Consider the following 23,704-nt stretch of genomic DNA (forward strand, 5'->3'; position numbering starts at 1 on the left):
CCGAGCTTGACCGCTACGGCGCCAGGGGCAGGAACAAGCGTTCGGCCAACGCCTTGCCGATCAGCCCGCGATGTACATTCACCACCGCCTGGGGTCCCTGGGCGCTGGCCAGCAACGTGTAGTAACTGACTTGGCGCTGCTCACGGGTCTTGAGGTGGGCGGCGCTGTAGTCGGCTTTCGGCGTGTTGACGGCCGGGTAGTGAAAATGCGCATACCACAGCGGCTGTCCTTTCGGATCGGTGATCGCATATTCCTGGATGAAATCCCGCCGCTCGCCGCTTAACTGCAAGCGTTCTCCCCAGCGCGCCACATAGGCCCGTTTCTGCGCCGCCAGGTAGTCGAGGTTGCCGTGGGTCGGCGGCAGTTCCAGGCACAACGCGATGCGCAACTCGGTCCCCAGTTCAATCAACTGCTGCGCCGCCGCCAGCATCTGCGTAACCAACGCCTGGTCGGCCGCCAGCCGCGCCGCCTGGGGCTGGGCCTGGATGGCCTGGTCGAGTTCGGTGGCCAGCTTGGTGTAGCGGGTCGCTTCGAAGTGCAGGATCTCCTCGACTTCCTGGGGGTGGCGCGAGACTTTTTTATAATCCTTGCCCCGCCGCAGGTGCGCTTCGAGCATGGCAAACAGTTTGCGCGCCTCGCCCTTGATCAGGCTGAGGGCCCGGCTCGGTCTGGGCGACTGGGGAGGGCGCTGCTCGCGGTACACGACCCACTCGTCGCCACTTTGCGAATACATGTCCAGCAATTGGTTGCCGACCTCGTCCCGGACCTCCACGACCTCGACATTGCCGACGGGTTTGAGCTCGCCGATCAGGGTGCCACGGCGTGCGGTCCGAATGATTTTCTTCGTGGGTTTGCCCGCCATGCTCGTCTTGCGCCGCGCCGGACGCTTGGCCGCCGGGACAACGGGCTTTAGCTCTCCGGCGAATTGGCGGGCGGCCTCTTGGTAAAGGCTTTCGACCAGCGTGAACAACTGGCTGAAGTAAGTGCTTTCAAGCTCGTCGCGATTGATGATGCCGATTCCCTGTAGAGCGTCCAGTGCGCTGCCGTAGCGTTCCACCAGGCTCTGCAGGATCGTCACCCGTTCTTGCGCGGACAGCTCCAGAGCGTTGAGTTCACTGTGGGTGCGCACCTGGGATTGCAACGGTGTGAGCACCTCGTCCAAGGTCTCGAACAAGGTGTGCTCGAGGTGCTTGATCACCACCAGTTTCAGGCTGCGAATCTGCAAGTCCTTGACCGCCAGTGCACTGATTTCGTCAGGGCGGTCCAGGACCAGTCGCGCGTACCCTTCGGCGCCGGGCAGGCCAAGGTTGAACAGCTCATCGCGGTAGCGATCACGCATTTCGAGCCAGCGGATCGAGCGTTCGTTGATGGCCAGCGACTGTTTGATGAACGCTTCATAACGTGCCGGCGCGTTGATCACCGACAGGTACAACTGCGGGCCCTGGACCAGGAACTGCGTGTGGGCACTGTAGAGCGCCATGCGCTCCTGTTCGGCGACCACTACGTGCTTGCGCGCGTTGTTGACCAGGTTTTCCATGAGTGCGGCGAGGGTCGAGGAGGGCAGCGGAATGCCCAGTTCCTGGCGCTCTTTGTGGGCGTCCAGGATATGCAGGTAGTCAGTGGTCTGTTCCTGCAGGACTTTGTCGAAGCGCTCGCGGGTGCTTTGCTGCTGAGCGGCGGTGAACCGTGGGTCCTCGCTGGCGCGCTCCATGACCGAATGGGCGATGTCCACCGTGCGTTGCTGGGCGACTTGCGCGCTGACGAATCGCTCATAGGCGGCGCGCAACTCGTCTATCCGTTGCGCCCTCTGCAAACGGGCGGCCTGGATGCGCTTGGGCGGCATGCCGCCACGCAGGCGCAAGCGGGTATCCACCGACCAGTTGCCCTGTTCGTCGACGCGCAAGGGCGGGCCCAGGCGCTGCGGGTTGTCGGGGTCGACCACGGTGACCCCCGTGTCCCCATCCAGGGTCACCCGGAACCATTCACCCGCCACCCGCGCGTACCAGTGCGGCTCGTCACGGTACAGCCCCTTGTGCGGCCCGTCCTCAATCGCGGTGGGCAAGGTGGCCGGGCGTTGCACCTTGAAGCTCGCCAGACGCGCCTGCTGTTCGGGCGTGAGGCGGTGACGTGCCTGGGCAAAGCTGAAATCCAGCACGGTCTTGTCGGGCTGGGGCAGCACGCCGGGCAGGTGCACCACCCCTTCGCGGATTCGCGTTCCCGCAGGCGCAGGCCACTGTTCGGCAACACGCGCAGGCAAGGGCAGGGCTGGGATGTCACGGCGGGCAGCCCCGAGTGCGCTGGTCGGTGGCGTGCCCTCCAGCAGGATCTGCCCGAGGTTGAGCAGCAGATCGACAGTGGCCAGCTCGCGGACTTTCGGATCGTCGGCCTCCAATGCCTCGATGTCCATCGAGAAACTGGCGATCAGGCTCAACAGCCAGCCGGTGAGCATGGCCGGCCCCCGAAGGAGCGGATACAACACGCTGCCGAACAGCAGGCCGCCGCCTTCGAGCAGCAGTTGCCAGCGGCTTTCGTGGTTGGACAAGGATTCACGGTCGGCCTGGCGGATCATCGCGTTGGCGTTTTCGGTGTACAGGTACTGCAACAGCCGGCCGCTGATCAGGTACTGATGCAACTCATCGTTGGTACCGTTGGCGCCCAGGTGGGCGGGCGCGGGTGTGCGTATCACCGCAAACTCATCGCCCAAGCCGAAACGCACATAGTGGGGTTCGCGAAACCCACCATGATCGTAGATCGGCCGGGCGGCGTCGCTCAGCCACAGCAGCACGCTCGATTGCAGCTCGCCCGGCGTGGCAATCGCCTCGAACAGCGCCGCGCGACTGGCAAACTCGTAAAGGGGCTCGGCATACAACGGCCGGTAAAGCAGATGCGGCCCGCTCATCGGGTCTTCTCCTTCGATGAGGTACATATTGGCCACCGCATCCGGCGTGGCATCGGTCGAACGCACCAGGGTCAGGTGCCGGATCACGATACGTTGGCCGTCCACCTGCTGGTCGGCCATCTCCGGCTGCATCAGCGCCTCGACCCGGCGGGCGCCGGCCAGGGTCAGCCCGTGGCGGTTTTGCAGGCTCAGTTCCAGGGCCAGCAGCGGCAATTGCAGGCTCTGCTGGTCGGCAAACAGGGTCTCGCGTGCGCGTGCCTGGGGTGTGTCGCCGAGCAATTCGGTTTGCAGCCTGCGTGGGTACTGCTGGCCGATATCGACTTGTTCGATCAGCCCGCCGCTACCGAGCACGGCCTGCGGAGTCAGCCAGGCGGGCAAGGCCAGGCCCTGGCGATGACGAATGCTCAGTTCGCCATGGGGCCGCCCGGCCAGGTTTCGGATGGCCAGATCGGTCAGGCTCATGTGCTCGTGTTTCACGATGCCGGCAGTGCCGGGGTAACCGGCGGCGACAGCAAAGATCAGTTCCAGGTCGTCCGGGTCGGGCGCGTCCCCGGCCGCGTCCTTTTGCAGCGCTTGGCGCAGGGCCTCGGTGGCGAAGGTGCGGATATCCGGAATATCACTGAGAAAGGTGCGGCCACCGCTGCGCAGTTTGGCGCTGGCCAAGCCCAGGCTCAGGCGTCGGTAACGGGCTTGCGCGGCTGTGCCGGCCTGTTGCAACCAGGCCGGCAACTTGGCGCGCAGCGGCTCGAGGGCCGCTGGTGCGAGCATCGCGGGGGACGACAGGTAATGCTCGGGGTCGCAGAGGGCCAGGTATTCGGTTTGCAGGGCGTCGAATCCGTTCGTGGCGGGCAGGCGCCAGGCGCCCAGGCGTTCCTGTTGGCGGTTGAGCAGCATCGTTGCTTGATGGTCGAACACATTGCCTTGGGGCTCGTAACGCCGGATCAGGATGTCGTCGCAGCTGTACTGCGCGGCCAGGCGTTGCCCCCAGGCTTGCAGCAAGTCGTCCATGGAGGCGAACACTTCGATGGCGCCTGCCGGTGTACACAGCAGCGCCGGGGCGACACCGTTGCCGGTCTGGGTGAGCACCAGTTCGGGGCCCAGCAGCGTGACTTGGCGGGCGTCATGGGTCAGGAGGGTTTCCAGGCAATAGGCATACACCGCCCGTTCGCCATGGCGCGCGACCCGCTGTTCACGGTCGGGGAGGGTGACCAGTTGGTCCACGGTGCTTCGGGCCTGTGCCGTCAGCCCGACCTGGCGGATGGCCGCGATCCGCAGCCTGTCCATCAACGCATCCGCCAGCCGGCGACAGCGCTCGGCATCGGCATTCCAATACTCGACCAACGCGTTTTGCAGGGCGGTGGGCAGTGTCTGGGGCAACTCCTTGATCAGCGTTTCAATGGCTTTGATGTCCAGGCGGCTGCGCGTGGCATCGGGATATTTGAGGCGTGTCGGCGGGCGCTCGGACAGGTAATAGTCCTGGGCCCCGACGTCGCTGAAGTCCAACGGTGCGACACCGCCCAAGTAATCCTGGACCACGGCCATCAGCGGTCGGAACTGCCACTGCCGGGTGCTTGGGATCGCCAGTTGCAGTGTGGACAGGTCGACGACCAGGGCGGGATAGCGCTCCGATAATGCACTGCCGAGCAATTGCTGGATTACCGTCTGCAACGTGGGGGGTTGGGTGAAAAGATCGGGAAGGGGGGATTGGCATAAACATCCTTTTTTGATTGAACCGTCGCATTGAGGATGCCAAGCCGTGGCCGGGAAGATGGGGTAACGGGCTACCGTAGGGCCACACAAGAGGAGAAAGCGCCGGTGGATTGGCCTATCATCAGCGTCTTTCCCTCTGATGAACGATCCCGATGACTGCTGCCAACCTGCCGACTGAACTTGCCTCCAGCGACATGCTCGAAATTGACGGCCTGTACGCCTTCGATTTCACCCTCGACGATCAAAAGCTACTGATCGTGTGCATGGATGGCCGCGCTGAAAAACGCTGGTCGTTCAGTGCCGCGCAACTACAGGCCGCGACCTTTGATGAAGCCTTGCAAAGCTGGACCCTCACCGGTGATTCGGGCGAACACCGCCTGGTGTGCATGACGGCGGTCACCGGCAACAATAACGACGAGGACGACGAGCATGATGATGCGTAAATTCTGGCCCCTGCTGATGGCCGGCAGCGTTGGCGCGATGTCGGTGCAGGCCGCACCGGTCGACACCTATGAACTGCTGGTGGGCAGCTACACCGCCGGCAGCAGCGAAGGGATCTACCGCCTGCAATTCGACAGCCGCACCGGCCGGTTCCAGGGCCAGCCGGTGCTGGCGGCGAAAGCGGCCAACCCGTCGTGGCTGACGGTCTCCAGGGACCAGAGCCATCTGTTCGTGGTCAATGAAAACGGCCCTGGCCAGAAAGACCCGGTCGGCCGCGTGAGCAGCTACCGCATCGACCCGAAGAATCATCAACTGACGCTCATCAATCAGGTGCAGAGCCTGGGCAGCGAGCCGACCCATTCCAGCGTCGCCGCCGATGGGCGCTACCTGTTCGTCGCCAACTATTCAGTGCTGGAAGATCCGGGCGGCAGCCTGGCGGTTCTGCCGGTGGACGCCGAAGGCAAGCTGTCGGCACCGGTGCAGCTGAGCGGGCACCCGGCCAGCCGGGTCAACCCCGAGCGCCAGGCCTCCAACCATGTGCACTCGGTGGTGTCGTCGCCGGATGGCAAGTACGTGTTCGTTCAGGACCTGGGCGCGGACAAGGTGTTTGCCTACCGCTACGATCCCAAGGCCAACCCTGAACAGCCACTGACTCCGGCCGATCCCGCTTCTGTGCAGTTGCCACCGGGCAGCGGCCCGCGTCACCTGCTGTTCAGCGCCGATGGCAAGCATGCCTGGCTGACCACCGAGATGAGCGCCCAGGTCGCGGTGTTCGATTACCAGGATGGCAAGCTCACCCAGACCCAATTGGTAGATTTCGCCGCCGGACAGCCGCTGGCCGACAAGGCCGGCGCCGCGTTGCACGCCTCCAGTGATGGCAAATTCCTGTATGTGAGCAACCGTGGCACGGCCAACCAGATCGTGGTGTTCGGCATCGACCCGGCGACCGCCCATCTCAAGGAAGTCCAGCGACGGTCCGTGGAAGGCGACCACCCGCGTGAATTCAGCCTCGACCCCAGCGGCAAGTTCCTGCTGATCGCCAATCAGAAAAGCAACCAAATCGTGGTGGTCGAACGTGACCCCAAGACCGGCCTGCTGGGTAAAACCGTGCAGACATTGGCGATGGATGCCCCCAGCGACCTCAAGTTCCTGGTGCGTCAATAAGCCACAGGCCCCGGACGGCGGGGCCTGACCCTTTGTATTAATCGCATTAATATCGGCTACTGTTTCAAAGCATTTCTAAGGTTCAACCCCCAGGCGTAAGTTCGGTTCCAAGGCCTTCCCCGGCCACCCCACCAAACGAACACAAGGGTTACCGACATGAATTTGAACCTCTTCTCCGTCATCGCCGCTTCCGCTGTTTCCGCCACCGTGGCCCTGCCGGCCGCCGCCAGCGTGGACGTGACCGGAAAAACGTCCAGCAGCCGTGCCTATACCCAGAAATACCTGCAACAAAGTGCCAACTTCTATGCCGCCCTGGATCACAAAAGCCTGTAACACGGGTTGATCGAGCCCCGCACCCAAACGCCAAACCACTGAAACGCAACCTTGCGCGTTCCAGTGGTTTGGCGTTTGTGCATCAATGGCAATAATAATTGTGTAATGTCACATTGCCATGTGCTTTAATTTGGCGCTCGAATATTGACGCCTTTCATCATGGAATTGACAGCATGGCACTTCGAATCGCCGCAGTAATCCTGTTCCTCTATTCCGCTCCGATCTTGTCGTCTGTGCAGGCGGACGACGGTGAACCAGAGGTGGCTCGCGAGCGGTTGTTGAGTTTGTTGGAAGGGTGAAGCGGCTGGGGGCTGGTGGGCAGGCAACCCCGCCAACCCAACCCCCCGTTTACTTGACCTCCAGCGTACTCAGCCCATTGCCCTGGCGCTTGACCTGGATCTGCACCGGGATACGTTCGTGCATTTCCTGCACGTGGGAGATCACTGCCACTTTGCGGCCCTGGGCCTGCAAGCCGTCCAGGGCGTCCATCGCCAATTGCAGCGACTCCGGGTCGAGGCTGCCGAAGCCTTCGTCGATAAACAACGATTCGATCTTCAAGGTGCTTGACGCCATTGACGCCAGGCCCAACGCCAGCGCCAGGGACACCAGGAACGTCTCGCCACCCGACAACGAGTGCACCGAGCGCAGTTCGTCGCCCATTTCCGTATCGAGCACCAGCAGACCGAGCATGCTGCCGCCGCGCTTGAGGCGGTAGCGGCGCACCAGTTGGCGCAGTTGCACGTTGGCGTGGTGCACCAGCAGGTCGAGGTTGTAGGCCTGGGCGATCTTGCGGAAGGTGTCGCCGCTGGCCGAGCCGATCAGTGCATTCAGGCGGCCCCAGCGTTGCCATTCCTCATAGGCTTTGGCGATCTGCACGTCCAGGGCGTGGTTGGCGTCCTGGCGGCGCTGGTCTTCGGCCTGGCGCGCGCGCAGTTCGGCGCAGTGTTTCTCACTGTCGGCCAATTGCTGGTTGAGCGCGGCCAAGGTGGCGTCCAACTGTTCAGCCTCCAGATTGCCGTTGTGCAGTGCCTGGTGTTCGGCCAGGTGCTGTTCGCGTTCTTGCAGCCGCACTTTGGCCTGTTCGACGGCTTTCTCGCTGTGTTGCAGCTGCTGGCGCAGCGCGCTGACCTGGGCATCGTCGAAGGCCAGCAACCGGTTGAGACCGGCATCGTCCAACTCTGGATGCAGGGCGCGCCAGTCGTTGAGACGGGCGTCAAGGCTTTGCTGTTCGGCTTGCAGGGCCTGCTGGCGTTCCTGCTGGGCCTTGAGGTCGGCGGCCAATTGCACCAAGGCGTCGCGCGTTTGCTGCAACTGCTGGTTGGCGTCGCTCTCGCTTTGGCGTGACTGTTCCACCGCCTGCTCCAACTGCTGTTGCCAGTGTTCGGCGTTGCCGTGTTCGCCCACCAAGGCGGCCAGCTTTTCCTGCGCGGCCTGTTGTTGCGTGGCCAGTTCGTTGTACTGCTGTTGCAGCACGTCCCGCTGTTGTTGGCGATGCTGTTGGCGGTCCTGTTCCTTGTCGATTGCCTGCTGCCGTTGCTGTTGCTCGAGCTGTTCTTCGCGCTGATGGTCCAACTGCTCCAAGCGTTGGCTGACGTGCTGGTCCAGTTGCAGGAAGGTGTTTGCCGGATCGTTGCGCAGGCCTTCGAGGGTCTCGCCAGGCACCAAACTGGTAAACCCGTTGAGCTCCTCGTCGAGGCGCTCGCGGTCGTTGGCCAGCTCCCGTTGCTGGTCGATCAACTGCTGGCGAGCCTGCTGACTGGCGTCCTGGGCGGCTTGCAATTGTTGCTGCAACTGGCCGGCATTCTTTTGCAGGTTGAGCAAGGCGCTTTGGCGTTGTTCGTCCTGGCCAATGCTCTGGTTGAGCTGGCTCAATTGCTGGGTCAGCCAGGCACTGCGCTTGTCGGCATCGTGGTTGAACAGCGTGGCGGACAGCGGCTGGGCTTCAAGCTCCGACGCCGAGCTGCGTTGTTTGGCCGCGAGCTGCTCCTGCTGGCTCAGGAACTCTTTGATCTGGGCATTGACGCCGCCCAGATCGCCGCGCAACTCACTGAGTTTGCGGTTGAGATCGTCGACGGCTTGCTGCGCTGTCGCTTCTTCGTGCGCATCATGGCGTCCCAAACTGTTCAGCAGGGCTTGCGGCTGATGGTAGGGATGCTCATGACTGCCGCAAACCGGGCAGGGCTGGTCGTCCTGAAGCTGGGCACGCAGTTCTTCAACGCTCTCGCTGCGCGCGTGGCGCTGGCGCTCGAGCAATTGCTTGGTCACCGCTAGGGTTTGCTCGGCGGTTGCCAGTTCAGTCTTGGATTTGAGCCCGACTTGAATCAGCTGTTCTCGCTGCTGTTGTGCCGCCACGAGCCTTTCGCCCAGCGATTGGCCCTGGGCGTCCAACTGCTGATGGCTGTCCCACAGCCGCGCCAGGTCTTCAAGGCCACGCTGCTGTTTGCGGTTGTCTTGCAGCAGGCCACCGAGCAATTGGATCTGCTCGGCGACGGCATGGGGCTCGGCGCCGGCTTCGTGGTAAAGCAGGTCAAGGGCGTTGCGTTGTTCTGTCCATTTTTCAGCGAGACGATTGGCGCGTTGTTCCAGTTGCGGCAGTTCTTCCTGGCCTTTTTTCAGGCGGTTGCCGATCACCATCAACTGTTGCAGACGCTCGCGCTGGAAGCTCCAACCCTCACTCAACGGCGCCAAAAACACCGTGCGCTCAAGTTCGGCGGCCAGGCGTTGCAGGCGTTCGTCGACATGTTTTTGCGTGTCGAGCAAGCCATTCAGGTGGGCTTGGCCTTCAGTACAGGCCGTTTCAGCCAGCTGCTTTTCCGCTTCGCGTTTGCCCAGGTTGTCGGTCAGGTGGGCGAGGGTGTTTTGCGCATCGAAGGCCTGGCGTAGCAGCGGTGCGGCGGCGGCCTGGCGTTGCTGCGCATCAATCAGCGCGGCCTGGGCCTCGGCCTGCTGTTGTTGCAGTTGCGCCTGGCGGGTTTGCAGCTCGGCCTGTTGCGCGATGTGCGCCTGGATCTGTGCGGCCAACGGCGTGAGCACGGTGTGCAGTTCGGCCTGGCGCGCAAAGGCATGGCGTTGCGGTGCCAGGTGTTCCAGGTGGCTCAGGTCCTGGCGTTGCGCGGCCTGGCTGTCCCACTCGGCTTGGGCGCGGTGCAGGTCTTCGGTTGCGCTGAGTTGGCGGTCCTGCCATTCGCGCAGTTCCTTGAGCCAGGTGTGTTGTAGCTCCAACTGTTTGAGCTGGGCTTGCTGGGCCTTGAGCTGCTGCTGGGCCGCGTCCAATTGCTGGTCCAGTTCGGCGCGGGCTTCAGCGGCCAGGGGCACCACGCCGGTGGCCTGGTCCTGCAGGAGTTTGTGCGCGTCCCTGGCCTCCTTGGCCTTGTCGAACGCACGACGCCCGAGCTGGGTATAGAGCGCGGTGTCGGTGAGTTTTTCCAGCAGTTCGCTGCGTTCGTTGTCGTTGGCCTTGAGAAACGCACTGAACTCGCTTTGCGCCAGCAACACGGCACGGGTGAACTGCTCGAAATTCAGGCCCAGGGCCAGTTCCAGCTGGGTTTTGTATTCGGTTTTCTGGCTGGCCAGCAGTTGGTCGCTGTCCAGGTCGATCAGGCTTTGCCGGCTGTTCTGCAACTTGCCGCTGGCCTTGTCGCGAGCGCGATTGGCTTCCCAGCGCGCGCGGTAGCGGCGGCCGCTGACCCCGACGAAATCCACCTCGGCATAGCCGCCGCCGGTGCCGCGACGGATCAGGGTGCGCGGGTCACCGATGGAAATATCGCTATCGGCGTCGGGCATCTTCGCCTGGCCGGTATCCCCCAGGCGTGGCACCGCGCCAAACAACGCCAGGCACAGCGCATCGAGCAAGGTACTTTTGCCGGCGCCGGTCGGCCCGGTAATCGCAAACAAGCCGGCGCTGGCCAGGGGTTCGGCGGTGAAGTCGATCTCGAACGGGCCGGCCAGGGACGCGAGGTTTTTCAAGCGGATGGCAAGGATCTTCATGGCTGTTCGCCCTCCTGTTGCACTTCCTGGAGCAGCACGGCGAAATCCTTCAAGGTCTGTTCATCCACTTCGCTGCCGTAGCTGTCCTGCCAGGCGCGGCTGAACAGCTCCTGGGGCGTGAGTTGGTCGAGTTCGATCAGACGCTCTTCGTCAGTCCCATCACTGTCGCGCTTGCCGGCGTACTCGGCGGCGATGCGCACCAGGCGCACGGCCTTGCCTTGCAGCGCGGATTCGATCTGCTGGCGCAGGTCGGGTTGCGGCTCGTCGAGGCGCACGCGCACTTCCAGCCAGGGGTGGCGCTGGGTTTCGGCGAGCAGGTCGATGTCGGGCAGGTCGGCCAGCTGTTTGAGGATGTCGGCCAGGGGCGCGGCCTCCAGGCGTTGCAGGTTGACCGAACGGGGGATCAGCAGCGGCTCGACGCCGACCAGTCGTTCGCCCTGGAAGGTCACGTCGAGAATCTGGTGCTTGTAGCCAATTTCGGAAAACGACAACGGAATCGGCGAGCCGCTGTAGCGAATACGCTCTTCGCCATTGACCTTTTGCGGCTTGTGCAAATGGCCGAGGGCAACATAGCCGACACTTTTGTCGAACAGTTTGGCCGGCAGCGCCTCGGCATTGCCGATGATCAGGCTGCGCTCAGAATCTTCCGACACCGACCCACCGGCCATGTGCGCATGGCTGATGGCGATCAGCGCCTGGCCTTTTTTACGTTTGGCGTTAGCCGCCGCGATCAGCCATTCATGCACCTGGCCGATACCGTGCAGGTAGTCGTCACCCAGCTGTGCGCCGGTGACTTCCGCCGGGCGCAGGAATGGCAATGCCAGGCACCACGCGGCGATCTTGCCCTTGGCATCCGGCAACGGGATCAGCAGACGTTCGGCATCCAGTTGGCCATCATCCAGCCACAGCACGCGCCCTAAGGCATGGGTGCGCAAACGGCGCATCAACGGCGCAGGCAACTCGATGCGCGAGCCGGAGTCGTGGTTGCCGGCGATCATCACAATGGTCAACTGCGGGTTTTGTTCGTGGGCGCTGATGATGAAGTCATACAGCCGCTCCTGGGCCTTGAGCGGCGGATTGACCGTATCGAAGATATCGCCGGCGATCAGCAGCGCATCCGGATGATGCACCCCGATCTGGCGCAATAGCCACTCAAGGAAACAGGCGTGTTCGAAGTCGCGTTCCTGGCCATGGAGGTTTTGGCCCAGGTGCCAGTCGGAGGTGTGGAACAGACGCAAGGCGAACTCCGTGGGGGTGAGGAAAAGGAGGGGAGTTTACCTGTAAACAGCGGGGAGGGGGCTGGTGCCTGATGGTGGTGGGTCAGTCAGCTCATCCATTACTGACCCACCGTCATCGGGAGCAAGCCCCCTCCCACAAGGTGCGAGCTGTCAATGCGCTTGCAGGCAATCCAGCGCGCGGTCGGCCAGGGTTTTGGCGTTGTCGATCAAGTGCTCGGTGGCGGCGGCCATGTGGCGCGGGTCGCCGGTCAGCCCTTGGGTGGTGGCTGCTGCGGTGGCGGCGGCGCAGCGCAACAGGTCGCAGATCTGCGCCAGGGCGTCTTCGAAGCTGAGGTCGTGGTGCACGCTGAAGGACGGCGGGGAGGCGGGTTGCAGGTAGTGGCTCAGGGCGCGGTCGAAGAGTTCGCGGTCGGGGGTGAAGCGGGGTGGGTCGGGGACGATTTTTTTGTTCATGAATGAAGCTCCTGAAAGGTTGGGAGCCATTCTTTTGCCGATCTCACTCGACGAAAGGTGGCAGCTATGTGCGGGGTGAGATTACCGGACAGGAGCACCCGGTCAGACTGAAGTCTGCCCGCACACAGCCGCCATAGAGCATGTTGCCCGCGGTTGTGACGCTTGGCTCCCAGTTCACAGGATCTCACCCCTGATCGCTGATATGCAGCGACGGAGCAGAGGCTAGCCAGTGAAGTGAGCAGGCGCAAGGCCGTGGGATTGTCTAGGAAACGTCCCGCAAATTAAAGGGATTTGGCTTGCTGGCGTTTGACACGCTCACTGTCTCAACGCCTATGGCGGCGCGAATAGTTGCCGCAGGGGGGAACCGGATGGCTGTCACGCGCCAATCATGAATCGCACGCCACCACGGGGTGGTGTCCGATATCAATTTTTGAGAGGTACTACAAGATGGCGCTGTCCCCACTCGATTCGGCCTATTTGCACGCGTCGACTGTCGTCAATTTCGTTCACGCCCACTCGCCTGACGCCGCCCATAGAGGCGAGAAGGATCTGCATTTTGTGCCTCAGGAGAATGTCAGGCGCCCGGACGGTGATCGGCGCAGTGCTGAGCAGATCATCGAGGCCAATCCGATTCTGAAAAACCTGGGTTATCAAAAAGACATCAACCGCGGGTTGGCTTATGAGCGCCTGGGGGATTGGACTGAGAACAACCCCGATCCGCAGGCGCGGGCCGATGCGGCCTACAACGCGGCCAGGGTGCTCAACTGGATCGATACGTCGCTTACCGCCAGGGGGGTGAGTCGCGATCATCAGGCGGGTAACGGCGATCTGGAGGGCATCACCCGCGATGGCGATGCCCGTCGCGGCACCCCGGCGGGGATGTGGAAGGACTTCACCGAGCAAGGCTACAAGGCCTTGCGCAGCGATCATCGCCTGGATCACAACACCGACTGGCACGTGAGTTCCAGGGGGAGCAATTACGACAATGTGACCGTGGTCCTAGGCGATACCGTGAACGACCGCTCGGCCAAGCACCTGTAACGCCAGGTGATGGGCGCGCCACGGGTTGGCGCCGATGGGCATCATTTCGGGTACAGCGGCGGCAGGCTGGTGGAGTCGGCCGTCGGGTCCTGTTCGCGTTCAGCCATCGGAATGGCTTTTATCGCGCGCCACAGGTCTTCGCCCAGCCAGTAGTGGCCGCTCTCGCTGTACAGCGCGCCGTTGAGGCCATCGAGGGCATCGGACAGCGGCACAAAGCGCGCCGCCATGTCCGCCAGGGTTTCGGGCTGCTGGCGGGCCCAGGCGTCGAGGGCCTGGCGGGTGGCCTGGGGGTCGTTGGCCTGGGCGGCGCGCTTGAGGTCATCGAGCAAGGTGCGCGGGCTCGGGCCGGTTTGGATGGCGCGCTGCACGGCCGGTTGGCGGCGGGCACGCCACCACAGGCCGAAGCCGAGCAGGGTGGTGCAGGCCAGGACCAAAGTGCTCAATTGCCACAACCATAGGCGGCTGTCGTCGGGGGCGGTGATGATGGTGGGTGTGGCGGGGGTGTCCACCACCAGGCTCGGGTTGACCGCCACCTGCAGGTTGCGGGCCGCGAGGCTGGTGCGTTCCAGATGGTCTTCGTAGGTGTTCCACCACACCACTTCTACCGCAGGCAGCTCAAGCGCGCCGACGCGGATGGGCACCAGGGCTTCGCGGTCTTCGCGGCTGCCGGTCAGGCCGCGGTCGTTGCTTTGGTTGCCGAGCACCGGTTGGTCCGGATAACGGCGCAGGCCGGCGATGTCGGGGCTGGCCAGGACCGGCAGTTGCGCGCTGGACAAGCCTTCGGCCTTGAGCGTGAGGCTGCGGGTCAGGGAGTCGCCGACCTGTACGTGCTCGGGTTCTGGGTTCCAGCTTTCCGAGAGGGTGAGGCTGCGCGCCGGCAACCACGGCGTGTCGGCGGGGTACTGCGCCGGCTTGGGCTTGACCGTCAACGCCAGTGGCGCCGAACTCACATGAATCAACTTGCCGGGCTTGGTGCCTTGCAAGGTGTTTTCCTGGGGCGGACGCGATTCCACCAGGGTCGCGCTAAAGGTCTGCGCCGGAATCTCCAGGGCTCCGCTGTGCTGCGGATAGATCGCGTAGCGGGTTTCGATCACGCCATGGCGAATGCTGTTGATCACCTTCTCGTAGGTGCGCGACTCGCCCAGCTGTTCCACGCGGGCATCGGGAATCTGCAACGGCGTGAGGCTGCTGTCGTCATACAGCGACACCGAGTGGTACACGCGCACGGTCAGCAGCGCCTGGGCCTGCACGTACACGCTGGTCTGGTCGAGGTTGGCTTCGATGAACACCGGGGCCAGTTCCGCGCTGGTGTCCTGGCTGGCGGTTTCCAGCACTTGCAGGCTGATCGGCTGGGTCTTGTACTCGCCCACTTGCAGGGGCGGGATGACCACGGTGCCGTTTTCCTTGGGCAGCAGGGTGATGATCCAGCGCGTGGTCGCGTGGTTGTCGCCGCCCAGGGTGGTGAGCTGGTTGAGCTGGCGTGTGCCGCTGACTTCGAACTGTGCATCCAGGGGCGACAGGTCGGGCTTGCCGAATTGGGTGACGTCGGTGGATTCCACCGTCAGTTCCACCGTTTCCCCGGAATTGAGGCGGTCGCGGTCGACACTGGCGACCAGGTTCGCCGCCTGGGCGTGGCCTGCCGATAACGCGAGCAGGAACAGTAGGGTGGTGCGGCGGCTCATCGAGTCTTGTCCTGATGTTGTTGCTGTTCGTACCAGAATTTGCGTCGCAGCAGCTCGCCGGGGTTGTCCGGGATCTCCTGCAGCCATTGTTCCAGGGCCTGGCGGCGTTCGCCGTCGAGGCTGGTGTCGCTGGGGCGCAGCGGTGGCGTGGTGGTTTGTTCGTCGCCCAGTTCGCTGCCCGGCACCTCATTGCCACCGGCTTGCCCGGTGCCGCCGGCCTGGGCGTCGCCGCTGGCGGCCTCGCCCGGTCCTTCGGCGGAAGGTTCGCCGCCAGTGGCACTTTGCCCGCTGGCGCCCGGTTGTGCAGTTTGGCCGGGTTGGCTGGTTTCGTCATCCCCGTTGTCGGCCGGCTGCTCGGGGGCGGCCTGGCTCTGTTCCTGCAACAGGGTTTCCACCAGGGCTTTGTTTTTCAGCGCCGGTTCCAGGTCGGGTTGGGCTTCCAGGGCTTGTTCGTAGGCGTCGATCGCAGCTTCCAGCTCGCCGGACTTGGCCAGGGCATTGCCGCGATTGTAGTGGGCATAGGCGTCGTTGCTTTGGGCGAAGCGCTTGATCGCTTCGGCATAGTTACCCGCTTCGTACAGCGCTACGCCTTGCCATTGCGGGTCTTCGAAGTGTTCGGCGGCCTCGGCGGGGCGTTTTTTCTTGAGCAGGTATTGGCCTTGCTGGTCGGGGCGCAGCCACAGGTCTTGCAGGCCGAATGCGTAGCTGGGTTGGGGCGCGGTCAGCAGCAGCAGGGGCAGGCAGAACAGCCAGCCGCGGCGTCCGGCGCAGGCGGCGAGCAGCAGCAAGGGCAGCAACAGCCAGTAACCCTGGTCGGCCCAGGTGTCGAGGTGCAGCAGTTGACCGTTGTCGCGCAGGGTTTGCGGGGCATCGAGCATGCCGAGTTGGCGCAGGTCTTTGTCATCCAGGCGGGCGGCGCGGTAGTGTCCGCCCATTTCGTTGGCGAACGCCTTGAGGGTGGGGCTGTCGAGGCGCGGCACGAGGATTGCGCCCTGTTCGTCCTTGAGGAATTCGCCGCTTTCCTGGGTCACCGGGGTGCCTTCGCGGCTGCCGATGCCGAGGATCGACAGGCTCGGTGCCTGGCCACTTTGCAGCAACAGGCGGATGCCCTGGCGTTCCTGTTTGGACAGCGACGAGCCGATCAGCAGCAGGCGGCCCTGGCCGAGCCCCCCTTGCTTGAGCAGGCCCAGGGCTTTGTCCACCGCCAGGTCGGCGCGGTGGCCGGACTCGGGCATCAGTGAAGGACGCAGGGCTTCGAGCAGGTTGCGGCTGGTGGCGAGGTCGTCCGACAGCGGCACCAGGGTGTGGGCGCTACCGGCGTACACGACGATGGCGGTTTGCGCGTCGCTGCGCGCCTGCAACAGGTCATACAGCTTGCGCCGCGCCTGTTCGAGACGGTTGGGCGGGCTGTCGGTGGCGAGCATTTCCGGGGTCAGTTCCAGTAACACCACCAATGGGTCGGAGGGTTTCTGGCTGGGCTGTTCGACCCGTTGCCAACTGGGGCCGAGCAACGCCAGCACGGCCAATAGCCAGGCGATGCCGAGCATGACCCACGGCGAGCGGCTTTCGCGACCGCTGCCACCGCTGAGCAGCACGGCGTGGAAGGCCGGCGGCAGGATCATCTGCCAGCGCCCGGCGCGTTTTTGCCGGTGCCACAGCTGCCACAGCAACCAGCCGAGCAGCGGTAGCAGTAACAGCCACCAGGGGCGGAACCAATGCGGCCACAGGTCGATCATCGACGCCTCCGCAAACGCAGGCGCTTGAGGCGCTGGCGCCATTCCGGGTGTGGTTGCAGGAAAATCCCCTTGCTGAACAGTTTGTCGACTCCCCGTTGCAGCGCGTTATTCGGCCAGCGTTCCTGAATCACCAGCAACATGCTCAGCAGCAGGGCCAGGGCCAGGGGCGCACTGTACAGCGCCTGGGACGGGCGGGCCTGGGTCGGTTGCTGTTCGACCGGTTCAAGCCGGTCGAGGGTGTCCTTGATCGCCTGTAACTCCTGGCCGTCGTGGGCACGGAAGTATTGCCCGCCGGTGGCCTCGGCAATGGCCTTGAGCGCCGGTTCATCGAGGTCCAGGCTCGGGTTGATGCCCAGGATTCCCAGGGAGCCGGTCTGTTCCGGGTCGGCGCCGATGCCGATGGGGTAGATCTTCACGCCTTCTTCAGCGGCCAGGCGCGCGGCGGTCAGCGGGTCGATCTGCCCGGCGTTGTTGGCGCCGTCGGTCACCAGGATCAGCACGCGGCTTTGCGCGGGGCGCTGGCGCAGGCGCTTCAGGGCCAGGCCGATGGCGTCGCCGATGGCGGTGTTCTTGCCGGCGATGCCGATGCGCGCTTCATCGAGCCAGGTGCGTACGGTGTGGCGGTCGAAGGTCAGCGGCGCTTGCAGGTAGGCCTGGCTGCCGAACAGGATCAGGCCCACGCGGTCGCCTTCGCGGCCTTCGAGAAAGTCACCGAGCAAATGTTGCACCAGGTTCAGGCGGCTGACGTCGTCGTCTTGCCAGTGCATATCGGGGAAATCCATGGAACCGGACACGTCCACCGCCACCAGCAAGTCGCGGCCACTCGCGGCGATCGGCAGCGGTTCGCCGAGCCATTCGGGGCGCGCGGCGGCGCTCAGCAGCAGCAACCAGAGCACCACGAACGGCGCTTGCTGGCGCCAGCCCGGCAGGTTGACGCGGGCACGGCGGCGGGCGAGGCCTTCGAGGTCGCTGAGGTAGCTGACCTTCAACGCGGGCTCGCCGCTGTCGGCTGCCGGCAGGATCAGCCGCATCACCCAGGGCAAGGGCAGCAGTACGAAGACCCACGGCCAGGCGAACTCAAACATGTTTGCGAATCCAGGTGTCGACGGCTTGGGTCAGACCGGCGATGGCTTTGTCGTCGAGTTTGCATTCGGGTTTGTAGGCGCCTTCGACCAGCACCATCCAGCGCGTAAGACCGGCGGCGGGGCAGCGGTTGTCCAGGAAGGCCAGCCATTTGCGGCCGTTGAGGGTGTGGCTCTGGCTGTAGGGGTAGTCGTTGCGGCACAGGCGCTTGAGCAGGCCGTTGAGTTGCTGCAGCCAGGCGCCGGCGGGCGCGCCGTCATAGGGCTTGGGCATCAGGGCCAGCTCGGCGAGGGCGGCGATGCGCAGCGGGTCCAGCGGCTGGTCGGCACGCGCCACGGGGCGCCGTGCCGGCAAGAAGCGCCGCAGCCACCACAGCCCCCAACCGAGCAGCGGGATGAGCAGCAGCAACAGCCACCAGCCCGGTGCGGGGGGCCAGAAGCCGATGCTGGGCGGGGCGATCAGCGGTTGCAGTTGGTCGAGGCTGCTCATTGCTTTTTAACCGGGCGTTGCGGGTTGAGGTAGTCGCGCAGTTGCTCGACCATTTCGCTCTGGGTACTCAAGGGCATCAGCAAGATGCGTAACTTCTGTGCGAGCAATTCCCAGCGGGCGCTGCGCGCTTCAGCCTGGGCCTTGTAGGCCTGGCGCAGATCGACGTTCAGCGTATCCAGTTCCAACTGTGCGCCCCTTTGCGCGAAACGCAGCAGCCCGGCGGCGGGCAGGGCGTGGTCCAGCGGGTCGGAGATCGGCAGCAGCAGGTCGCAATGGCGCGAGAGCAGGCTCAGCTGTTGTTCGGCGCCCTCGGTCAGCGCGCGTTCGTCGCAGATCACAATCACCAGGCTGCCGGGGCGTAGCACTTCGCGGCCACGGCGCAGGGCCATGCCCAGGGCGTCGGTTTCAGGGCGGCTTTCGGTGTTCAGGCTCTGGTTGACGCGCACCAGGCGGTTGAGCAGTTGCAGCAGGCTTTGTTTGCTGCGGCGCGGCTTGATTTCGTAGTGCTCGTTATCGCCGAACACCAGCCCGCCGACGCGGTCGTTATGGCCCAGCGCTGCCCAGCCGATCAGGCTCGCCGCCTGGGCCGCCAGCACCGACTTGAACATCAGCCCCGAGCCGAAAAACAGCCGGCAGCTTTGTTCGACCATGATGAAAATCGGCCGCTCGCGCTCTTCGTGGAACAGCTTGGTGTGCGGTTCCTGGGTGCGCGCGGTGACGCGCCAGTCGATGGTGCGCACGTCGTCGCCCGCCTGGTACACCCGCACCTGGTCGAAGTCGACCCCGCGCCCGCGCAGCTTGGAGTGGTGCAGGCCGATCAGCGGGCTACGCTGGCTCGGTGTGGAAAACAGCTGCACTTCGCGCACGCGGTGGCGCATCTCAATCAGTTCGCTGAGCGTGACGCGGATTCCATCGCTGGCGTTCATGGATTTCAAGCGACGGCAACGACGTCGAGAATGCGCTGCACCACGCGGTCCTGGTCAATGCCGGCGGCTTCGGCCTCGAACGACAGAATGATGCGATGGCGCAAGACGTCGAACAGCACCGCCTGGATGTCTTCCGGGCTGACAAAGTCGCGCCCGGCCAGCCAGGCATGGGCACGGGCGCAGCGGTCGAGGGCGATGGAGCCGCGCGGGCTGGCGCCATAGGCGATCCACTCGGCCATTTCCGGGTCGAACTTGGCCGGGGTGCGCGTGGCCATGACCAGTTGCACCAGGTATTCCTCCACCGCATCGGCCATGTACAGGCCGAGGATTTCCTTGCGCGCGGCGAAGATCGCTTGCTGGCTGACGCGACGCTCGGGCTTGGTTTCGCCGTTGAGCGCTTCGCCACGGGCCTGTTGCAGGATGCGGCGTTCGACGGCGGCATCCGGGAAGCCGATCTTGACGTGCATCAGGAAACGGTCGAGCTGGGCTTCGGGCAGCGGGTAGGTGCCTTCCTGCTCGATGGGGTTTTGCGTGGCCATCACCAGGAACAACGGCGACAGGTCGTAGGTGCTGCGCCCGACGCTGACCTGGCGCTCGGCCATGGCTTCCAGCAGGGCCGACTGCACTTTGGCCGGCGCGCGGTTGATCTCGTCCGCCAGCACCAGGTTGTGGAAGATCGGCCCTTGCTGGAACACGAAGCTGCCGGTTTCCGGGCGATAGATCTCGGTGCCGGTGATGTCGGCGGGCAACAGGTCGGGGGTGAACTGGATGCGATGGAACTGCGCTTCGATGCCTTCGGCCAGCTCTTTGATCGCTTTGGTCTTGGCCAGGCCCGGCGCGCCCTCGACCAGCATATGGCCGTCGGCGAGCAGGGCGATCAGGAGGCGATCGATGAGTTTTTCCTGGCCGAGAATCTGCGTAGCAAGAAAGGTTCGCAGCGCGAGCAGCGCTTCACGATGTTCCATCGATGACGGTTCCTGGAGAGATGAGCCCTGGGCACTGTGAAAAATGCCTGGCCTGGGGCGCCTACTTTAATGCATCGGGCGGGGTGGCGACTAACGGCGCGGGGGGTATTTTGCGGAAAATGTGGGAAATTTCTGAAGATACAAGCGATTGTGACGAGGGTGCATGTGTGAAAGCACCCTCGTTACCTGAGCGAATGAACGATGTTACGGGCAAGGCACCCCAAGCTGCCATTCCTTGCCGTAAGCGGCAGAGTTGAGGTCCGGTGGCTTGTTGATGCTGTAGAAGTTCTGTTTGTAGACCTTGCCGTTGTACGACACCGACTCTGCATAGGTCGAATAGACCTTGGTGGGCGACCAGGCCGGAATGTTGCCGCAATTACCTGAATCCGGCGCAGGTTTGACGGTGAACTGTTTGTCCAGCCGCGCCACGCCACCACGCCCGTCGCTCACCGCGACACTGATCGTCGCGCGGGTGTCGTTGCTGACAGGGCGGGCAGTCACGCTGATGCTGCGGGCGGTGCGCAGGTCGGCGGTGAGGACGTCCGGAAGCGTCCAGGCGTAGGTCATGGGGTCGCCATCCGGGTCGCTGGCGTTGGCGATGAAGTTCACGGTCTTGCCTGATTCGATGGTGTCGTTGCCCGTCACGTTGCCCGTAGGTGGCCGGTTCGCGGGAGTGCCGGCGGTCACATTCACGCTGTGGCTGGCGGTCGCGGTGCGGTTGCGTTCATCGGTCACGGTCAACGTGATACTGCGCGTTCCGGCTGTGTTCGGCGCCACGAAGCTGCTGGACGACTGCGTCGATGACGCCGGGTTGAAACCGTTCGCCGCCCAGGCAAAGCGCAAGCCTTGACCTGTGGAGGTGCTTGCCGAGACCAGCAAGGCTTTGCCGGCTTCCACGCTGGCTGGCCCGGTGATCCGGGCGACTGGAAGCTCACTGGCGCCGCCGCAGGTGCCCACGCGGCGCCAGGGTTTGGCGGAGCCGGTTTCAACGAAGTTCAAGTCAGGACGGGCGTTCTGGGTCCAGTGCGCCACTTGGTAGTTGTAACCGCTGTAGGACACGCGTTCGCCCGCAACGGCATACACCTTATTCGCCACCCAGGGCGTGGCGCAGTCGCCCAGCGGAGCGGCTTTGATGGTGATGTTTTCGGTCAGGTCGAGGGTGTGGGTGCCGTCTGAAACCGCCACGGAAATCGACGTCGGCGTGTCGACGGGCACTGACGGGGCGCTGAACGACATGCTCGGCGTGGTGCCTTCCTGCGGGATGAAACCGGTGGCCCTCCAGCGGTAACTCAGCGGTTTTTGGCTGGGCGACTCCGCGTAGACATGGCTGCTGAACGTCTCTCCCGACTTCGCCTCCTCGGGGACCGCCAGGCGCCCGGTGGGCGGTTGCCCGACGCCGTCGGCGAGCATTTGCTTGATGGCGGCGTCCAGGTCGGGCTGCACGCCAATCTGGGTGCGGTTGCCGTTGCTCTGCGGGTAGCCCGTGGCGACCAGAATTCGACGCAGTTCCTTGGGCGGCAGGTTGCCCAGCCCATGGGCCCGTGCGACGCCCTGGAGCGATGCCATCACTCCGGCAATGATCGGGTTGGCCGACGAGGTGCCGCTGTAGGTATGGGTGTAGCCGCTGGTTGGGTTGCTGGCACTCCAGGTGGTCGTGGTGACGGAACCGCCCCAACTGAACAAGTCCACACGGCTGCCATATTGGGAAAACCACGCTCTCAATCCGGTCTTGGGTTCGACGGCCCCGGCATAAATGCTCCCGGAGTCGAAGCGGTTGCGGTCGAACCAACCGCTGAAGTAGGGGTGATCCAGATCGATATTGCCGTTCGCGGCAGCGAGTACCACGTGCACGCCTTTTTCCTGGGTCAGGTAGGTAATGATGTCGCGCACCGTCCTGTTGTACTCCAGCGGCATATAGCAATCGGCGCTGCAGCCGGCCCCCGGCAGCGTGGCGTACTTATAGTGCACGCCCAGTTGCACGACATCGCCGGCACTCAGGTGCTCGGCGGTTTGCATCAGGCGGTCCGAGCCGAACTGGGTATAGCCCAGTTGTGCCGCAGGGGCGATGCCGGTGGTGCCGAAGGCATTTTCCCTGGAGGCGATAGTGCCGACGCTGGCTGTGTCGTGGTAGCCGGTGACAGCCCCGGCGTCGACTTCCAGGAAGGGTTTGGGCAAGTCGGCGTGGTCGTAGGACCAATGGTCGATTTCCGACGAGATCACCCGCATGTTTTCGCCCTTGCCTCCGGGGACTTTCCAGGCTTGCACCGCATTGACGCCGCCGATCTTGTAGGGCGCCACGGCTGACCGGCCAAACAGATAGTTCTGGCGTTCGGTGTAGTCCGGGATACCGCTGCGTGCGCTTTCTTCGACGGGATCGGCCTTGTCGTTGTGCATGCCATCGACCAGCGGTTCGAAGTCGACGTTCTCTATGGCCGGGTCTTGCTTGAGCTGCGCCGCCAGCGCTTGGGCCTGTGCGGGGGTGAGGAGGCGGGTATCGATGACGTAGTAGCGGTCCAGCCGGTGCCGATGCAGGGCTTGGGCATCCTCCAGCGTGCGCGCCTTGGCGGGGGGCACCAAGGGTTTGATATTGGGTACGTGGTGCTGGAAGGTGCTGGATGGGTCGACATTGTCCTGGAAATTTCGCAACCGGGAACCGTCGTCTTTGATCAGCACGATCAAATGTGAATAGTCGGTGTCGGCCGTCGCGGGTGCCGACAGCGCCGACGCAGCGGCGACCCAGAGACCCATGGCCAGAACTTTGCTGAAGCGTTTCATCGAGGCACCTGTGCAGTCACCTTCCCATGCTTCGATCAGCTAAGGCGCAAAAACCGCAGGCGGATACTGTTAGAAATAACAGTGCCGACAAACGGTCAAACGCCTCGGAGACGAGCGCGCGGGGGGCGTGCAGGGTGCGACTCAGGCGCGAACGTAGGTGCCGGTGCCCTTGAGGATGTTCTGCAGGGTTTCTTCGACTTCAGCCATATCTTCCGGTCGGGTGCCGTGGGTGATGTCCAGGTGGTCCTTGCCACCCAGGGCATCGGCGTCGCCGGCGGCCAGTTCCACCCGCAGGGTGGTGTCGCTCAGGGTGATCTTCAAGCCGTCCAGGGTCGACGGTTCATAGTCCCAGGTCAGTTCCACTTCGTCTTCGTCGGGGTAGCGGGTCAGCATGAACATCTCGCCCTTGTCACTATGGCAGCAGAGCATGGCCATGTTGTCTTCTTCGTCGTCGCAGGGGTTGACGATCAGGTGGGCGGTGGTCAATTGCATGGGAAATCCTGTTGAGGGGAGGGCGCGGTCGGGCAATTGTGCCACTGCGGCGAATTTTGTGCTGCTGGCTGTGTCAGACCCAGGGCATGACCTGCGGCGCCGAATCAGTCATTTCCGATACTCGCCCTGCGGAAAATCGCCGGTTTTGCCACCGCAAATTCTGCGTTGCCCGAGTCGCGAGCCCCGGCCTGCTTACCGATGACCGAATATGTCGCAGCGTTGCAAGCAGCGGTCTTCATACACTCGTTAAGCTGCGCAACGGATGTGCATGTGCCGGGCGCCTGACCTGC

The 23,704-nt window shown here is 63.9% G+C and carries 16 protein-coding genes; 4 read left to right on the plus strand and 12 right to left on the minus strand.

From position 1 onward, the window contains the following. Positions 1–13: 13 nt before the first annotated feature. Positions 14–4,567 (minus strand): dermonecrotic toxin domain-containing protein, encoded by a 4,554-nt coding sequence (locus BLR63_RS06300; RefSeq protein ID WP_130926111.1) that lies wholly within the window; start codon positions 4,565–4,567, stop codon positions 14–16. 194 nt (positions 4,568–4,761) lie between these two features. Between BLR63_RS06300 and BLR63_RS06305 the strand changes: the two genes are divergently transcribed. The 3 genes from BLR63_RS06305 (at position 4,762) to BLR63_RS31460 (ending at position 6,547) form a co-directional block, all read left to right on the plus strand. After that, a complete protein-coding gene (locus BLR63_RS06305; protein ID WP_010565526.1) occupies positions 4,762–5,052 on the plus strand; it encodes a DUF5629 family protein in 291 nt (96 codons plus the stop codon). Next, positions 5,039–6,214, plus strand: a complete 1,176-nt coding sequence (locus BLR63_RS06310) for a lactonase family protein (protein ID WP_010565525.1) — start codon at positions 5,039–5,041, stop codon at positions 6,212–6,214. Before BLR63_RS06305 ends, BLR63_RS06310 begins: the two co-directional genes overlap by 14 nt. Positions 6,215–6,370: 156 nt before the next feature. Continuing rightward, positions 6,371–6,547 carry a hypothetical protein gene (locus tag BLR63_RS31460; RefSeq protein WP_010565524.1) on the plus strand — a complete coding sequence of 59 codons (177 nt, stop codon included), beginning with the start codon at positions 6,371–6,373 and terminating at the stop codon, positions 6,545–6,547. Between the two features lie 348 nt (positions 6,548–6,895). Here the strand turns inward: BLR63_RS31460 and BLR63_RS06315 are convergent, their stop codons facing one another. The 3 genes from BLR63_RS06315 to BLR63_RS06325 form a co-directional block, all read right to left on the minus strand. After that, positions 6,896–10,534 (minus strand): AAA family ATPase, encoded by a 3,639-nt coding sequence (locus tag BLR63_RS06315; RefSeq protein ID WP_010565522.1) that lies wholly within the window; start codon positions 10,532–10,534, stop codon positions 6,896–6,898. After that, positions 10,531–11,772 (minus strand): exonuclease SbcCD subunit D C-terminal domain-containing protein, encoded by a 1,242-nt coding sequence (locus BLR63_RS06320; protein WP_010565521.1) that lies wholly within the window; start codon positions 11,770–11,772, stop codon positions 10,531–10,533. Before BLR63_RS06320 ends, BLR63_RS06315 begins: the two co-directional genes overlap by 4 nt. A 150-nt stretch (positions 11,773–11,922) precedes the next feature. Further along, a complete protein-coding gene (locus tag BLR63_RS06325; RefSeq protein ID WP_010565520.1) occupies positions 11,923–12,225 on the minus strand; it encodes a DUF6124 family protein in 303 nt (100 codons plus the stop codon). A 447-nt stretch (positions 12,226–12,672) separates the two neighbouring features. Between BLR63_RS06325 and BLR63_RS06330 the strand changes: the two genes are divergently transcribed. Beyond that, positions 12,673–13,266, plus strand: coding sequence for a hypothetical protein (locus BLR63_RS06330; protein ID WP_010565519.1), 594 nt, complete (start codon positions 12,673–12,675; stop codon positions 13,264–13,266). Between the two features lie 41 nt (positions 13,267–13,307). On the opposite strand, the gene BLR63_RS06335 is transcribed toward BLR63_RS06330, so the two are convergent. From BLR63_RS06335 to BLR63_RS06370, 8 genes are all read right to left on the minus strand, one after another. Continuing rightward, on the minus strand, positions 13,308–14,948 hold the full coding sequence (locus BLR63_RS06335) for a BatD family protein (RefSeq protein ID WP_010565518.1): 1,641 nt from the start codon (positions 14,946–14,948) through the stop codon (positions 13,308–13,310). Continuing rightward, a complete protein-coding gene (locus tag BLR63_RS06340; protein ID WP_010565517.1) occupies positions 14,945–16,684 on the minus strand; it encodes a tetratricopeptide repeat protein in 1,740 nt (579 codons plus the stop codon). Before BLR63_RS06340 ends, BLR63_RS06335 begins: the two co-directional genes overlap by 4 nt. After that, on the minus strand, positions 16,681–17,769 hold the full coding sequence (locus BLR63_RS06345; RefSeq protein ID WP_010565516.1) for a vWA domain-containing protein: 1,089 nt from the start codon (positions 17,767–17,769) through the stop codon (positions 16,681–16,683). Before BLR63_RS06345 ends, BLR63_RS06340 begins: the two co-directional genes overlap by 4 nt. After that, positions 17,762–18,256 (minus strand): DUF4381 domain-containing protein, encoded by a 495-nt coding sequence (locus BLR63_RS06350; protein WP_010565515.1) that lies wholly within the window; start codon positions 18,254–18,256, stop codon positions 17,762–17,764. Before BLR63_RS06350 ends, BLR63_RS06345 begins: the two co-directional genes overlap by 8 nt. Next, positions 18,253–19,182 (minus strand): DUF58 domain-containing protein, encoded by a 930-nt coding sequence (locus tag BLR63_RS06355; protein ID WP_083365934.1) that lies wholly within the window; start codon positions 19,180–19,182, stop codon positions 18,253–18,255. Before BLR63_RS06355 ends, BLR63_RS06350 begins: the two co-directional genes overlap by 4 nt. A gap of 5 nt (positions 19,183–19,187) precedes the next feature. After that, the gene (locus tag BLR63_RS06360) at positions 19,188–20,147 is read right to left on the minus strand and encodes an AAA family ATPase (RefSeq protein WP_010565513.1); all 960 of its coding nucleotides are present in this window, start codon (positions 20,145–20,147) and stop codon (positions 19,188–19,190) included. A 204-nt stretch (positions 20,148–20,351) separates the two neighbouring features. Beyond that, positions 20,352–22,922, minus strand: coding sequence for a S8 family peptidase (locus tag BLR63_RS06365; RefSeq protein ID WP_010565512.1), 2,571 nt, complete (start codon positions 22,920–22,922; stop codon positions 20,352–20,354). Between the two features lie 141 nt (positions 22,923–23,063). Further along, on the minus strand, positions 23,064–23,414 hold the full coding sequence (locus BLR63_RS06370; RefSeq protein ID WP_010565511.1) for a hypothetical protein: 351 nt from the start codon (positions 23,412–23,414) through the stop codon (positions 23,064–23,066). Positions 23,415–23,704: the final 290 nt, after the last annotated feature.

Source organism: Pseudomonas extremaustralis (assembly GCF_900102035.1).
Taxonomy (GTDB): Bacteria; Pseudomonadota; Gammaproteobacteria; order Pseudomonadales; family Pseudomonadaceae; genus Aquipseudomonas; species Aquipseudomonas extremaustralis.